The 15027-nt window shown below is 71.5% G+C and carries 11 protein-coding genes; 3 read left to right on the forward strand and 8 right to left on the reverse strand.

The genetic code is table 11. The features are described from left to right. Positions 1-10 precede the first annotated feature (10 nt). The 8 genes from ACLHRZ_RS05485 to ACLHRZ_RS05520 all read right to left on the reverse strand — a co-directional run bounded on the left by ACLHRZ_RS05485 (position 11) and on the right by ACLHRZ_RS05520 (position 11653). Positions 11-868 carry an ABC transporter permease gene (locus ACLHRZ_RS05485; RefSeq protein ID WP_490417095.1) on the reverse strand — a complete coding sequence of 286 codons (858 nt, stop codon included), beginning with the start codon at positions 866-868 and terminating at the stop codon, positions 11-13. Beyond that, the gene (locus ACLHRZ_RS05490) at positions 865-3570 is read right to left on the reverse strand and encodes an alpha/beta fold hydrolase (RefSeq protein WP_490417096.1); all 2706 of its coding nucleotides are present in this window, start codon (positions 3568-3570) and stop codon (positions 865-867) included. Before ACLHRZ_RS05490 ends, ACLHRZ_RS05485 begins: the two co-directional genes overlap by 4 nt. A gap of 9 nt (positions 3571-3579) precedes the next feature. Next, positions 3580-4128, reverse strand: coding sequence for a DUF1697 domain-containing protein (locus ACLHRZ_RS05495; RefSeq protein WP_490417097.1), 549 nt, complete (start codon positions 4126-4128; stop codon positions 3580-3582). Positions 4129-4179: 51 nt separating this feature from the next. Next, positions 4180-7212 carry an alpha-mannosidase gene (locus ACLHRZ_RS05500; RefSeq protein WP_490417098.1) on the reverse strand — a complete coding sequence of 1011 codons (3033 nt, stop codon included), beginning with the start codon at positions 7210-7212 and terminating at the stop codon, positions 4180-4182. 112 nt (positions 7213-7324) lie between these two features. Further along, complete coding sequence (locus ACLHRZ_RS05505) at positions 7325-8569, reverse strand: glycoside hydrolase 5 family protein (RefSeq protein ID WP_490417099.1); 1245 nt, start codon at positions 8567-8569, stop codon at positions 7325-7327. A 68-nt stretch (positions 8570-8637) separates the two neighbouring features. Beyond that, positions 8638-9471 (reverse strand): carbohydrate ABC transporter permease, encoded by an 834-nt coding sequence (locus ACLHRZ_RS05510; protein WP_490417100.1) that lies wholly within the window; start codon positions 9469-9471, stop codon positions 8638-8640. Beyond that, on the reverse strand, positions 9468-10352 hold the full coding sequence (locus tag ACLHRZ_RS05515) for a carbohydrate ABC transporter permease (protein WP_490417101.1): 885 nt from the start codon (positions 10350-10352) through the stop codon (positions 9468-9470). The genes ACLHRZ_RS05510 and ACLHRZ_RS05515 overlap by 4 nt, the downstream gene beginning before the upstream one ends. Beyond that, positions 10352-11653: an ABC transporter substrate-binding protein gene (locus ACLHRZ_RS05520; RefSeq protein WP_490417102.1), complete on the reverse strand. Its 1302-nt coding sequence runs from the start codon at positions 11651-11653 to the stop codon at positions 10352-10354. The genes ACLHRZ_RS05515 and ACLHRZ_RS05520 overlap by 1 nt, the downstream gene beginning before the upstream one ends. A 154-nt stretch (positions 11654-11807) precedes the next feature. Between ACLHRZ_RS05520 and ACLHRZ_RS05525 the strand changes: the two genes are divergently transcribed. From ACLHRZ_RS05525 to ACLHRZ_RS05535, 3 genes are all read left to right on the forward strand, one after another. Continuing rightward, positions 11808-12863, forward strand: a complete 1056-nt coding sequence (locus ACLHRZ_RS05525; protein ID WP_490417103.1) for a LacI family DNA-binding transcriptional regulator — start codon at positions 11808-11810, stop codon at positions 12861-12863. A 168-nt stretch (positions 12864-13031) separates the two neighbouring features. After that, on the forward strand, positions 13032-14030 hold the full coding sequence (locus ACLHRZ_RS05530) for a phospholipase D-like domain-containing protein (RefSeq protein WP_490417104.1): 999 nt from the start codon (positions 13032-13034) through the stop codon (positions 14028-14030). Positions 14031-14094: 64 nt separating this feature from the next. Continuing rightward, entirely contained in the window at positions 14095-15024 is a 930-nt protein-coding gene (locus ACLHRZ_RS05535) for an NAD(P)H-binding protein (protein WP_490417105.1), read from the forward strand. Positions 15025-15027 lie beyond the last annotated feature (3 nt).

The following is a 15027-nucleotide window of genomic DNA, read 5'->3' on the forward strand; positions in this document are numbered from 1 at the left end:
CCCCCCACCGTCAGGACACCACGTCCTTCCCCCGGAAGTGCCGAAAGGCCAGGGCAACCAGAACCACCCCATAAGTCGCCGACAAGGCGACCCCCTTCACCACCCCGCCCCACTCCGCATGCGGCTGCAGCAGGTCCGCCCACGCGAACTGCCAGTGCGCCGGCAGCAGCTCCCGCCACGACCCCAGCGCGGTCACCGCGTCCAGGACGTTGCCCACGATGGTCAGGCCCATCGCCCCGCCCACCGCGCCCAGCGGCGCATCCGTGACCGTCGACAGCCAGAACGCCAGCCCGGCCGTGACCAGTTGGCTCGCGAAGACGAACGCCACGGCGGCGGCGAGCCGCCACGTCGCCGTCCCGGCGTCCAGCGTGCCCCCGGTGGGGATCCGCAGCGGGCCCCAGCCGTACGCGGCCGTCCCGGCCGCGAGCGCGACCAGCGGCAGCAGCACCATCGCGGCCGCGCTGAACGCCAGCGCCACGGTCAGCTTGCTCACCAGCAGCCGCCCCCGCGGCACCGGCGCGGCCAGCAGGTACCGCAGCGACGACCAGCTCGCCTCCGACGCCACGGTGTCGCCGCAGAACAGCGCCACCGGCACCACGAGCAGGAAGCCTGCCGAGACGAACAGGCACGTCGCGGCGAAGTTCACCCCGGACGCCGTGGCGGTGTCCATCAGGGTGACCCGCCCGTCGCGCCCGGCCGGCTGCCCGCCGATCGCGAAGGCCGCGATCAGGACGAACGGCAGCACCGCCAGGATCCCCCCGATCACCAGCGTGCGGCGCCGCCGCAACTGCCGTGCCGCCTCCACCCGGAGGGGAAGCGTGCGCCGAGCCCGGTATCCGGGCGCGGCAACCGGCGGTGCGATGCTCATGACGGGCCTCCGATCAGGGTCAGGAACGCGTCCTCCAGCCGCCGGTGCGGCCCGATGCTCGCGACCGGGATCTCCAGCCGGACGAGTTCCACCAGCAGTTCCGGCGCTCGTGCGCCGTCGAGCCGCACCAGCAGCCCCTCGCCGCCGCCGTCGCGCACGGCCGAGGCGACGCCCGGCAGCGCGGCCACCTTCTCCACGGCCGCGTCGGACAGTTCGCCCTCGACGCCGACCAGCAGTGTGTCGCCGGAGCCGGTGATCTCCGCGACCGGGCCCGCGGTGACCAGTTGCCCGCGGTCCATCACGACGAGGTGCGTGCAGGACTGCTCGACCTCGGCCAGGAGATGGCTGGAGACGATGACGGTGCGCCCGGCGGCCGCGTACCGGATCATCACCTCGCGCATCTCCCGGATCTGCGGCGGGTCGAGGCCGTTCGTCGGCTCGTCCAGGATGAGCAGGTCCGGCAGCCCCAGCATGGCCTGGGCGATGGCCAGCCGCTGCCGCATGCCCTGCGAGTACGTGCGCACGGCACGCTCCAGCGCACTTCCGAGGCCGGCGATCTCCAGGGCCTCGTCCACGTGGGCGTCCTCGGCCGGGCGGCCGGTGGCCTGCCAGTACAGGTCGAGGTTGGCCCGGCCGGACAGGTGCGGCAGGAAGCCCGCGCCCTCCACGAACGCCCCGACCCGGGACAGCACGGGGGCGCCCGGCCGGATCGCGTGCCCGAAGACGCGGATCTCACCGCCGTCGGGGCGGATGAGGCCCATGAGCATGCGCAGCGTGGTGGTCTTGCCCGCGCCGTTGGGCCCGAGCAGGCCGAGCACCTGTCCCCGCTCGACGCGGAACGACAGGTCGCGTACGGCGATGGGGGCACCTCCCATGCCGTTAAGGCTATGGGGGAGGTCGGCGGAGCGGGCGTAGCGCTTGCTCAACCCGGTGATCTGCAGGGGCACTTCGGCCAGCTCCGGGTCGGGGGCGGGCGCGGCGTCGCGGCGGCGCCCGGCCAGCAGCACGCCCGCCGCGACGGCCACACCGCCGAGCGGCAGTCCCCACGTCCACCACGGCAGGGCGGCCGAGGCGGTCCGCACCTCGGGTGCCTCCGGCACGCTCAGGCCGCCCGCCAGGGAGACGGTGTACGTGGCCGGTCGGGCGGGCGAGGCGTATGCCAGGTCCGTCGAGGAGAGCACCAGCCGCATGCGGTGCCCCGCCTCGAAGGTGTGGTCGACGGCGGGCAGCCGCAGTTCGACGGTTCTGCCCTGCTTGGCGTCGCCGATGCGGACCGGGGCGACGAGCTGCCCGGGCAACTGCTGCTGCCCGTCCGGCCCGACGTCGTAGACCTTGGCGAAGAGGACGGCCTCACCGGTGTCGGAGGCCACCTTCACCTTGGCGGTCGGCGAGCCGGTCACATGGACGCTCTCGTCCAGCCGTGCGGAGTCGAAACGGGCGTACTGACCGGGGAAGTCCAGGGACATCCCGACCCCGAGCCCGGACAGCTGGGAGACCGCGCCGAGGCCCGGCACGGCGGAGATCGAGGGCGGTGCCGCTCCGGCCGGGTTGCCGAAGGACTGCTCGCGGCCGGTCAGCGGCACCGTGCGCGGGTCGTTGCGCAGCCCGGGGTAGTGGTCGCTGGTCGCGCCGCGCAGCCGGGCCTTGCCGTCGGTGGTGTCGATGCCGCCGGTCCGGCTGACCCGGAAGGCCGGGCCCGTGCCGGTGCTCTCGTCGCCCTTGAGGTAGCGGTCGAACCACGCGCGCGTGCGCTGCTCGATCCGGTCGTTCTCGGTCGAGCCCGCGTCGTGCCCGCCGGCGATCCAGTCGACGGCCACGGGCGCGCCGTTGCGGCGCACGGCCGCGGCCGCGGCGTCGGACTGGCCGAGCGGGAAGAGCGAGTCGCTCTGACCCTGGACGAGCAGTGTGGGCACCTTGATGCGGCCGGCGACGGCGGACGGGCTGCGCCGCTCCAGCAGTTCGCGCGCCGCCGCGTCGGGCCGGCCGGCGACGGCCACGCGCTCGTACATCGCGCACAGCTCCGGCTCGAACCGGCCGCAGCCGCCGGCCTGCGGCTGCGGGCCGGTGCGGGGAGTGATCCCGGTACCGGTCGAACCGGTCGTGAAGAAGATGCCTGCCCAGAGCTTCTTGAAGACGTCGTCGGGGAAGAGCGAGTCGGCCAGGTTCCAGTAGGTGATCTGCGGGGCGATGGCGTCGACGCGCTTGTCGTTCCCGGCGGCGAGCAGGGAGACGGCGCCGCCGTACGAGGCGCCCGCGATGCCGACCCGGGGGTCGCCCGGCGCGTCCAGCTCGACCTCCGGCCGCTCGGCGAGCCAGTCGATCAGCCGGCTCACGTCGGCGACCTCGTGCTCCGGGTCGTTGAGGCCGATGCGTCCGCCCGAGTGCCCGAAGCCGCGCGCGGACCAGGTCAGCACCGCGTAGCCGGACCGTGCCAGCCGCTCGGCCTCGCCGCGCATGTCGTCCTTGCTGCCGCCGAAACCGTGCGCGAGGAGCACGGCGGGCCGGCGGTGGTCCGCGGCGCCGGAGGTGAAGAAGGAGGTGTCGATCCGTGCCCCCGGCATGGACATGAACCGGTCCTCCCGGTGCACCGGGGGATCACCACCGGCGGCCTCCGCCACCGTCCAGGTGCCGATGCCGGCGAGCACGGCGAATGCGCTCACGGCGGCGAGCAGCCGCCGGCGCCCGGGGATGCGCAGTTTCATTCCCGCATGCTAAGCGGTGGCATCCTCCGCCATGTCGGCGAGCCTGGTCACGGTGTTCCAGTTGCGCGCGGTGACGGTCGTGCCCAGGCGGCGCTCGGTGAGCTGCTTGGCCAGCTTCGAGTCCCGGATGCCGGCTGCGCAGTGCAGGTACACGGCACGCTCGCCGAGCGTGAACTCCTCGGGTGCGTACGCCGCCGGGTCGAGGTCCGCCACGGTGGCCGGATCGGCCGGAGCGGACAGGAAGAGCACCAGGAACCGCGCCGGATCGACCTCCTGCCCGGTGAACGGATTGCCGTCGACGATGCGCCGGAGCTCACCCGCTTCGCGCACCAGGCAGGCCACGGACAGCCCGAGCTCCCGGTCGATGGCCTGCTCCAGTCCGGCGGCGAGCGCCCCCTCCCCGGCGTCCGGGTGGGTGAACACGGCATTGCCGCTGTTGAGGTGGGTGCGTACGGAGCCGCAGCCCATGCCGGTGAGCAGATCCCGCAGGGTCTGCATGGGGACACGCTTCTTGCCGCCCACGTTGATACCGCGCAGCAGCGCCACGAACGTTGTCACCCGGTCACGCTACCCCGCGGCACCGACACCCCCTCCGCCGTGCTGCCCCGCTCAGGCGCTGCCGCTCCGCGCCAGCCGCAGCGTGACGATCTCGAACGGCCGCAGGGCAAGGCGGACGGCACCGTCAACCTCCTCCGCCGGCCCCGTCGGCCGCTCCAGCAGGTCGCAGTACGCCACCGTGCCCAGCGGGAAGTCCGCGGCGAGGCGGGCCCGCGCCCGGCCGCCCAGCGACTCGTAGAGGCGGACGACGACGTCACCGCTCCCGTCGTCCGCCAGCTTCACCGCCGACACGGCCACCGCGCCGCGGTCGTCCTCCTCCACCCGTACCAGCGGCGGCACTTCGCCCGCCCCCGGCACCCGGCGCTCGGGCAGGTTGATCGCATACCCCTCGCGCACCGCGTCCGCCACGGAGGCGCCCGGCACCAGCGCGTAGCGGAAGCGGTGCACCCCCTGGTCGGTGCGCGGGTCCGGGAAGCGCGGGGCGCGCAGCAGCGAGAGCCGCACCGTCGTGGTGGTCCCGGTGCCCGCCCCGCGCGCCGTGCGGCTCACGTCGTAGCCGTACGTCGAGTCGTTGACCAGCGCCACGCCCCAGCCCGGCTCCTCCAGGTGGACGAATCGGTGCGCGCAGGCCTCGAACTTGGCCGCGTCCCAGCTGGTGTTGGTGTGCGTGGGCCGGTACAGGTGCCCGAACTGGGTCTCGGCGGCGATCCGCTCGGCATGCACGTCCAGCGGGAAGGCGGCCTTGAGGAACTTCTCCGTCTCGTGCCAGTCGACCTCCGTCTCCACCTCCACCCGGCGCGCCCCGGCCGGCAGGCTGATCCGCTGCTCGACGCGGGAGTCGCCGAAGACACGGACGACGTGCACGCTCCCGTCGTCCGCTGCCCGGAGCGACTCGGTGTCCGTCAGGTCGGTCACCGTGTTCCGGTAGAAGTGGTCGACGTCCCACGCGTCCCACATGTTCGGGAAGTCCTGGTGCAGTTGCAGCAGATTGGCCGTCCCGCCCGGGGCGATCGCCTCCCGGTCCGCCGCCGGGTCGTACACCGAGACCACGAGCCCGCGCCCGTCGACCCCGACCCGCAGCAGGCCGTTGTCCAGCACGAAGCCGCCGCCCTCGCGCGGCCGCGCGGCGGCCGGCGCCGGGGCCGGACCCGCGGGCACCGCCCCGAGCGCCGCGACGCCACCGCGCGCGTGCGGTGCCGCGTTGAAGACCACAGTGCCGTCAGACGTTTTCTCACCGGCCAGCACCGCCAGCGCGTCCGCGATCAGCCCCTCCAGCTCCTGCGCCACCGCCGCATACGTCTGTGCGGCCTCCCGGTGCACCCACGCGATCGACGTGCCCGGCAGGATGTCGTGGAACTGGTGCAGCAGAACGGTCTTCCACAGCCGGTCCAACTGCTCGTACGGATACGGGGATCCGGCCCGTACCGCAGCCGTCGCCGCCCACAGCTCCGCCTCGCGCAGCAGGTGCTCCGAGCGCCGGTTGCCCTGCTTGGTGCGGGCCTGACTGGTCAGCGTCGCCCGGTGCAGCTCCAGATACAGCTCGCCCGCCCACACCGGTGCATCCGCGTACTCCGCGTGCGCCTTGGCGAAGAATGCCGACGGCTTCTCGAAGCCGACCCGCGCCGAACCCTCCAGATCCGTCAGACGCTTCGCCCGCGCCAGCATCTCCCGCGTCGTGCCGCCACCGCCGTCGCCCCAGCCGGTCGGCGCCAGCGAACGCGTCGCACCGCCCTTCTCCTGGAAGTTGCGCACCGCATGCGCCAACTCCCTCCCTGACAGCTGGGCGTTGTAGGTGTCGATCGGCGGGAAATGGGTGAACACCCGGGTGCCGTCGAGGCCCTCCCACCAGAAGGTGTGGTGCGGGAACTTGTTGGTCCGGTTCCAGGAGATCTTCTGCGTCAGGAACCACTTCGACCCTGACAGCCGCACCAGCTGCGGCAGCGCGGCCGAGTAGCCGAACGAGTCCGGCAGCCACACCTCCTCCGTCTCGATCCCGAACTCCTCCAGGAAGAACCGCTTGCCGTGCACGAACTGCCGCGCCAGCGCCTCCGCCCCCGGCATGTTCGTGTCCGACTCCACCCACATGCCCCCGACCGGCACGAACCGCCCCTCCGCGACGGCCTTCTTCACGCGCGCGTACACCTCGGGCCGGTGCTCCTTGATCCAGGCGAACTGCTGCGCCTGCGACATCGCGTAGACGAACTCGGGCTCGTCCTCCAGCAGCGCCGTCATGTTCGCGGTCGTCCGGGCCACCTTGCGCACCGTCTCGCGCAGCGGCCACAGCCACGCCGAGTCGATGTGGGCGTGCCCGACGGCACTGATGCGGTGTGCGGAGGCGTGCGCGGGGGAGGACAGCACGCCCGTGAGCGCCTCGCGCGCCCGGGCCGCCGTGCCGCCCACGTCCTGGAGGTCGACCGCGTCCAGAGCGCGCTCGACGGCCCGCAGGATCTCCCAGCGGCGCGGCGCGTCCTCCGGCAGCTCGTGCATCAGCCCGTCCAGCACCTCCAGGTCCTGCACGAGCTCCCACACCGTGCGGTCGAGGACGGCCAGATCCATCCGGGCCAGCCGGTAGCGGGGCACGTCGTCGGCGGTCTCGCGGTCGCCCAGCTCGGTGGGGGTGAACGGGCGGTAGTCGAGGATCACGGGGTTGGACGAGGCCTCGATGTGCAGCAGCACCGGCTCGCCGCCGCGGGCCCGGTCACTGATGCGCACCCACTGGTTGCGCGGGTTCAGGCCCTTGACGGGGGAACCGTCCGGCCGGTAGACGAGCCCCTCGCACTGGAAGCCCGGCATGTTGTCGTCGAAGCCCAGGTCGAGCAGGGCCTCCACCGTACGGCCCGCCCACTCCTGCGGCACGGCCCTCGACACCGTGAACCAGCTGGTGCCCCAGGGCGGCCCCCACATGGCCCCCGCCCCGACCGGCGTGCGCGGTGCCGCGAGCCCCTCCGCGACGGGGACGGGCTCGCCCGGCGCGTTCCACACGGACACGTCCAGCGGCACCGACTCGGGGTAGACGGCGGGGCGGATGCGTTCGTCCAGCACCCGCTTCAGGCGGGCTTCGGTGATGCTGCGGTCGTTGTGCATCGGGAGTCCTTACCGGGAGGTCGGCCAGCGACGGGTGATGCGAGCAGGGGGCGCGTAGTAGGCATGCCCACAGGTGCCGCAGAGGAAGCGGAAGGTCGGACCGGGGCCTCGTTCACACATCCCGCACCACCACCAGATCCGCAATCCCCCGCGCCGCCAGATACGCCGCATCCCCCGCCCGCTGCGCCAGCACCGAAGCCGGCCGCGCCCCCCGCGCGGCGAGCCGCATCCACGCCTCGAAATACGCCCCACCGGGCGCACACTGCGCCCGCAACAGCGCCTCCTCCGCATCCCCGGCATCCAGCACCAGCCCGACCCTCCGCGGCGCCGCAGCCGCAAAAGGCCGCTCCCGCGCGAACCGCGCCATCACCTTCCCGGCCGGTTTGACCCGCCGGTCATTGGTCAACAGCCCCAGCCCGTACTCCAGTACGGGGAAGTCCGCGAGCCCCCGGTCCACATCGTGCGAACACCACCACGTGATGCCCCACAGGTCCGGACAGTCCAGCGCAGCGGCCACGGTCGCGTCCGTGAACGCCGCCGCCCGCTCGGGCGGAACGTGCGGCGCGGGCGCGCCGACCTCCTGCAGCCACACCGGACGGTGCACGTCCTCGGCCCACGCCTTCGACAGCTCGATCAGATAGGCCGCGTGCTGCTCCGCGGGCGCACCACTGTGCCCGTACCGCTGCGCCGTGCCGTCGAACACCCAGGAGTGCACGGCCGTCATGGCCCCGATCCGGGCCGAGTGCTCCGGCGTGAAGGGGTGGTCGTCGTCGTACCAGGCGATGTCGTACGAGGCGTGCACGTGTGACCGCCCGGGTGCACCCTTCTCGCACGCGTCCAGCATCCGCCGCAGCCATCTTCCGGCCTGTTCGGAGTCGATCCGGTCGGGGTCCGGATGCGGTGCTCCGGAGAACTGATTGATTTCGTTCCCGACGGTCATGCCGAGGAAGTTCGGCCGGCCGGACAGTGCGGAGGCGAGAGCGGAAAGATAGACGGCCTGCGCCTCGACGACGTCGGGGTCGGTGAAGATGTTCCGCCGGTGCCACGTCGTGGTCCACGACGGGACGAAGTCGAAGCTGGACAGATGCCCCTGCAGCCCGTCCACGGCGACGTCCAGCCCCCGTTCCCCGGCCGCCTCCACCAGCTGCACGAGCTGTTCGACCGCGCGCGGTCGCACGAGGGTGCGGTTGGGCTGGAAGACCGGCCAGAGCGGGAAGACGCGGAGGTGGTCCAGGCCGAGGGCGGCGAGGGAGTCGAGATCGGCCCGCACCTCGTCGAGATCGAAGTCCAGCCAGTGGTGGAACCACCCGTGCGTCGGCGTGTAGTTGACGCCGAAGCGAGGAGCGGAAGAAGACATGCAGTGACCTCTCCGTGAGAATTCATGCGAACCCGTGTGAAGGACCAGCCTTGGGGCCGGCCCTTGGATCAGCCCTTCACGGCGCCCTCGCCGACGCCGCGGAAGAAGTACCGCTGGAGGCAGGCGAACATGGCCAGCAGCGGCGCGACCGCGATGACGGTTCCGGCGGCCACCAGCCGGGGGTTCTGCTGGAACGTGCCGTGCAGGAAGTTCAGTCCGACGGTCAGCGTGAAGCGGTCCGGATCGGAGAGAACGATCAGGGGCCACAGGAAGTCGTCCCACGCCCCCATGAAGGCGAAGATCGCGACGACGGCGAGCGTCCCGCGCACCGACGGCAGCGCGATCCGCACGAACCGCTGCCACACGTTCGCCCCGTCGATGACGGCCGCCTCCTCGGTCTCGTACGGCAGGGCGGCGAACGCGTTGCGCATCAGCAGCACGTTCAGCGCCCCGACGGAGCCGGGCAGGACGACGGCGGTGAGGGTGTTGTTGAGGTGCAGGTCCCGCATCATGGTGAACTGCGCGATGATCACCGACTCGACGGGCACCAGCAGCGCCATGACGAACGCGAGCCCCGCGAGCCTGCGGCCCCGGAAGCGCAGCCGGGCCAGCGCGTACCCGGCCATCGAGGCGCCGACGAGATTGGTCAGCACACTGGCGGCCGCCACCTTCACGGAGTTCAGGGCGTAGTCCCAGACCGGGATGATGTCCGCGACCTCGGCGTAGTTGTGCAGGGTGGGGTGCGCGGGCAGGAAACGCGGGGGAGAGGTGTAGATGTCCTCGGTGGTGCTCTTGAGCGAGGTGGACAGCTGCCAGAGGAACGGGCCGACGGCGACGGCCAGTACGGCGAGCATGAGGAGATAGCGCAGCGCCTTCTCCCAGCCGGGCATCCGGTGCTTCATACGTTTTCCCCCCTGCGGTCGGCGCGCAGCACCAGCAGCATCAGCACCAGCGCGACCGCGAAGACGACGAGGGAGAGCGCGGAGGAGTAGCCGGTGCGGCCGTTGAGGCCGGTGCCGGTGCGCTGCACCAGCATCACGAGGGTGGTGTCCTGACCGGCCGGACCGCCGGTCGGCCCGGCCATCAGATAGACCTCCGAGAACACCTTGAACGCCGCCACGGACGAGAGCGCACCGACCAGCACCATGGTCGAGCGGACGGCCGGGACGGTGATGCTGACGAACCGGCGCAGCGCCCCGGCCCCGTCGACGGCTGCGGCCTCGTGCAGTTCGCGGGGGACGTTGGCGAGCGCGGCGAGGTAGACGACCATGTAGTAGCCCAGGCCCTTCCACACCGTCAGCGCCATCGCGCTGAACAACAACAGCCATGAGCCGCCGAGGAAGTCGACAGGTCCCGCACCGAACAGCTGCAGGAGGCCGTTGACCAGCCCGCGGTCGTCGAGCATCCACACCCAGATGAGGGCCACCACGACCACGGAGGCCACGACCGGCGTGTAGAAGGCGGAGCGGAAGAAGGCGACGCCGGGGATCTGCTTCTGCACCAGCAGCGCGAGCAGCAGCGGCAGCAGGACCGTGAACGGCACGACGAGCACGACGTACAGGGTGCTGTTGCGCAGCGCCACCCAGAACTGCTCGTCGTGGAGCATGTCCCGGAAGTTCTCCAGCCCGGTCCACCGGCCGGGAGCGAGGGTGCGGGCGTCGGTGAATGCCTTGCCGAGAGTGGTGAGAAAGGGGTAGAGACTGAAGGCGGCGACGACGGCGAGACCGGGCAGCAGGAAGAGCCAGGGGCTGACGGCCCGGTGGGTGCGGACGCTCATGGCCATCAACCCTGCTTGAGCAGCTTGTTGCTCTGTGCCACCGCGTCGTCGAGCGCCTGCTGCGGGGACTTCTTTCCCTGGAGCGCCTTGGCGACCTCGTTCTTCAGAATCGTCTTCATCTCGTCGCTCATCACGACCGGCGTGTAATTCACCGCGCCCTTCAGCATCTTCGCGGAGGCCACCCGGACCCGCCCCTCGTCGGTGCCGTCGTCCCGTGTCCAGTACGGGTCCTCCAGCGAGCCCTGCGTGCTCGGGAAGACGGCCACCTTGTGGGCGAACTCCTCCTGGTTCTTCCGGTCGGTGACGAAGTGGGCGAAGGCGATGGCCGCCGCCTTGTGCTTGCTGTGCTGCCCGACCGCGAGGCCCATCACGTACATGTTGGGCCTACCGGTGTTGTTGGGCGCGTCGGTGATACCCAGATTCCGGTAGAGGCTCGGGGCGTTCTGCTTGAACGTGCCGAGGTCGTGGGCGCTCCCGGGATTGATGGCGACCTTCTGCTCCAGGAATTTCTGGCCCGCCCTTTCCGGAGTGCTGTTGAGCGCCTGCGGGTCGAGCCCGCCGTTGCGGTACAGCTCCCGGTACCGGGTGAGGAGTTCGACGCCCTTCGGCTCGTTGTAGGTGAAGGCCGTGGCGTCGTCGTTGGTCAGGCGCACCCCGTAGCGGCCGAAGTCCTCGATGGTCGGGCTGCTCGCCAGCGTCGCGATCCTGCCGCCCGACTGCCGGGAGATCCGCTCGGCGCAGTCGAACAGCTCGGCATAGCTCTTCGGCGGCTTCTCGGGATCCAGGCCGGCCTGCTTGAAGAGGTCCTTGTTGTAGAAGAGCGGCCCGGTGTTGAGATACCAGGGGAAGGCGTACGCGCCCCCGAGCCCGGGCAGTTCGTTGCCCTTCCACGCCTCGGGCGTGTAGTCGTTCTTGAAGGCCGCTGCGGCTTTCTCCCGGTCCAGGTCGACGAGGAGTCCCGCCTTGGCGAGGGGGTGGGCGAGGTCGGGCGAGACGTTCACGACGTCCGGCAGCGTGCCGCCGCCCGCGTCGGCGCCGAGTTTCTCCGCGTAGTTCTCGGCGGGCTGGTCCAGCCAGCGGACCGTGACGCCCGGGTGCGCCTTCTCGAACTCCTTGACCAGGCCGTCGAAATAGTCCTTGAAATTGGCCCGCAGATTCCAGGTCTGGAAGGTGATGCCGCCCTCGACCTTGCCGTTCGCGTCGGATCCCCCTCCGCCGCCACCGGTTCCGCAAGCGGTGAGCGTCAGGGCGGAGGCCAGGAGGACTGCAGAGGCGGGGACTGCTCTGCGGAATCGGGATGCGGTCATGGCCGGCGGAGCTCCTTCGATCCGGTGAACGGGCCGGGAGGTGCGGTCAAAAGGTGCACCCCGAAGGGGAGTTGCGTCAATACTTCCGTCGAGGACTAATGCGCTTTAGTGTGAAGCCGCCACAGCGCAGCAGCGCTTCAGGAAGGCACCCGTCATGCACCGCACTCCGGCCCGCCGCCGCCCGACGATCAAGGACATCGCACGCCGCGCCGGCGTCTCCGAGAGCGCGGTCTCCTTCGCCCTCAACGGCCGCCCGGGGGTGTCCGAGGCGACCCGCAGCCGGGTGCGCCGCGTCGCCGAACAGCTCGGCTGGCAGCCCAGCACCGCAGCCCGCGCCCTGTCCGGCGAAGGTGCTGCCACCGTCGGCCTGGTCCTTGCCCGGCCCGCCCGCACGCTGGGCGTCGAATCCTTCTTCCTCCGCCTGGTCTCCGGGGTGCAGGAGGTCCTCTCGGCCCACGGACTCGGGCTGCTCTTCCAGGTCGTGGAGGACGTCGGGGCCGAGTGCGCGGTCCACCGCCGCTGGTGGGCCGAGCACCGCGTGGACGGCGTGCTCGTCGTCGACCCCCGCGCGGCCGATCCCCGCCCCGCGCTGCTGGACGAACTCGGCCTGCCCGCCGTGATCGTCGGCGCACCGGACGACGTCGGCCGGCCGCTCCCGGAGCACGGCGCGATCTCCACCCTCTGGGCCGACGACACCGGGGCGATGGCCTCCGTCGTCGATCACCTGCATGCGCTCGGCCACCGCCGCATCACGCACATCGCGGGCCTGCCCGAACTCGCCCACACCCGGCGCCGGATGGCCGGCCTGCGGGCCGAGGCCGAGCGCCGCGGCCTGCCCGAGGTGCGGTCGGTGACCACCGACTACTCCGACACCGAGGGCGCCGAGGCCACCCGCCGGGTGCTGGCCGCACCACGGCCGCCGACCGCGCTCGTCTACGACAACGACGTCATGGCCGTGGCCGGTCTGGCCGTCGCCGCCGAGCGCGGCGTGCCCGTACCCGGCGGGCTGTCCATCGTCGCCTGGGACGACTCCGTGCTCTGCCGCAGCACCCACCCCGCGCTCACGGCACTCGCACGCGACACCGCGGCCTTCGGCCGGCACGCGGCCGAGGAACTCGTCGCCCTCCTCGCGGGTGGCCCGGCGCGCTGCGTGCAGGACGTGACGCCGCGCCTGCTGGCCCGGGACTCGACTGCACCGCCAGGGAGTTGAGGGCCCCGGGAGACTTGAGGGATTCCAGAGAGAACGCTTGTCGTGTCAATGCCAAAAATTAACCTTCGACATCTACCCGCGTAAACTCCGCCGGTCGCATCATGGGCCGTGCGCGCCCCCGGGCGTCCCGCACGCCCCCCACTGCCCATGCACACGACCGGAGTCGGCATGCCCTTACCTCACCCTGCCCGCCAGGCCGCCCTCTCGGCAGGCGCCCTGCTGCTGTCCTCGATAACGGCCCTGGCCGCCCCCGGCGCCGCCCTGGCCGCCCCCGCCGCATCCTCCCTCCTGGTCTTCCCGGACCAGGACCACACCGCCGTCTACGACTTCATCGGCTCGGCCGCCAAGTCGGTGGACATGACGATGTACGAACTGAGCGACACCAAGGTCGTCGACACGCTGGTGAGCAAGAAGAAGGCCGGCGTGAAGGTCCGCGTCATCCTCGACGCCAAGCGCACCGCGAAGAACAGTGCGGCCTACAAGGCCCTCAAGTCCGCGGGCGTGGGCGTGGTGTACTCCTCCTCCGAGTACGTCTTCACCCACCAGAAGACCATCACCGTGGACGGCGCCAAGTCCCTGATCCTGACGGGGAACCTGGACTCGACGTACTACACGAGCAGCCGCGACTACGGCGTCTTCGACACCGACGCCGCCGACGTCGCCGCTGTGGAGAAGGTCTTCGACGCGGACTATGCCAAGACCGCGGTCACCCCCTCCGACGGCGACCACCTCGTCTGGTCCCCGACCGACTCGGAGGACCGCCTGCTGGCGCTGATCAAGGGCGCCCAGCACACCCTGGACGTCCAGGAGCTCGAGTTCGGCGACAGCAACCTGGTCGACGCGATCGTGGCGGCGGAGCACCGTGGCGTCACCGTCCGCGTGGTCGGCATGAACCCCGACAGCTACGGCACCTACTTCGACCAGGTCAAGGAAGCGGGCGGCAAGGTCGTCACGTTCTCCTCGACCAAGGGCCTCTACCTCCACGCCAAGGCGATCGTCGCCGACGACGGCACCTCGACGGCCAAGGTCTTCGCGGGCTCGGAGAACTTCTCCGACAACTCGCTCAACAACAACCGCGAGCTCGGCCTGATCGTCAACAGTGCGGATGTACTGAACGGCATCGAGGCGACGTTCAAGAAGGATTTCGCGGACGGGACGCCGTACTAGGGGTTCCGGCGCTCGGCCGCTGACGGGCCCGCACCTGGCAGACTGCAGCCGGGAGGCGATTGCGTTGGACATCCACCCCGTCCTGGTGACCGGCGTCGGCGGCAACGTCGGAGGAGTCGGCAGAACGGTCGTCGACGGCCTGCACGCCGCAGGCGTGCCGGTCCGGGCCCTGCTGCACCACGACGACGAACGGGCCTCGGCCCTGCGGGCCGTGGAGGGCGTCGACGTGGTCGTCGGCGACCTCACCCGCGGCGCGGACGTCGTGAACGCGCTGGAGGGCTGCCGCCGCGCCTACTTCGGGATGAGCGTGTCGCCGGCATACCTGGAGGCCGCGACGACGGTCGCGGCGGCCGCCCGCGACGGCGGCCGTCTCGACCTGCTGGTGAACATCTCGCAGATGACGGTCTCGCAGATGGACCTCACCAGCACCGCCGAGTCCCGCCAGCAGCGCCAGCACTGGCTCGCCGAGCAGGTCCTCGACTGGTCGGGCGTCCCGGTCGTCCACGTCCGGCCCACGGTCTTCATGGAGAACCCGCTCTTCGCCCGCATCGCTGTGGCCTCGATCCTACGCGACGGCACGATCCGCCTCCCGTTCGGTGCGGCCCGCACCTCCCCGGTCTCGGCGCGCGACGTGGCGGACGTCATCACCCGCCTCCTGCTCGACCCGGCCCCGCCCACGGGCCGGGTCTACGAGCTGACGGGGGCGGCCTCTCGCGACATGACGGCCGTGGCGGCCGAACTCTCGACGATCCTGGGCCGCCCCGTGACGTACGTGGACGTGCCGTACGAGGAGTGGCTGGAGCGCGACTTGAGGCCGCTCGACCTGCCGCCGCACGTGTTCGACCACATCGCCACGATGGCCCGGCTGCACGGGGAGAACCGCTACGACCGGGCCACGAACGACGTGGCCGAGCTACTGGGCCGGCCCCCGCGGGGGTTCGACAGCTTTGTGCGGGAGACGCCGGGGTTGCGTGACCTCGGAGCACGGCAATGAACA

Source organism: Streptomyces sp. AM25 (assembly GCF_058146165.1).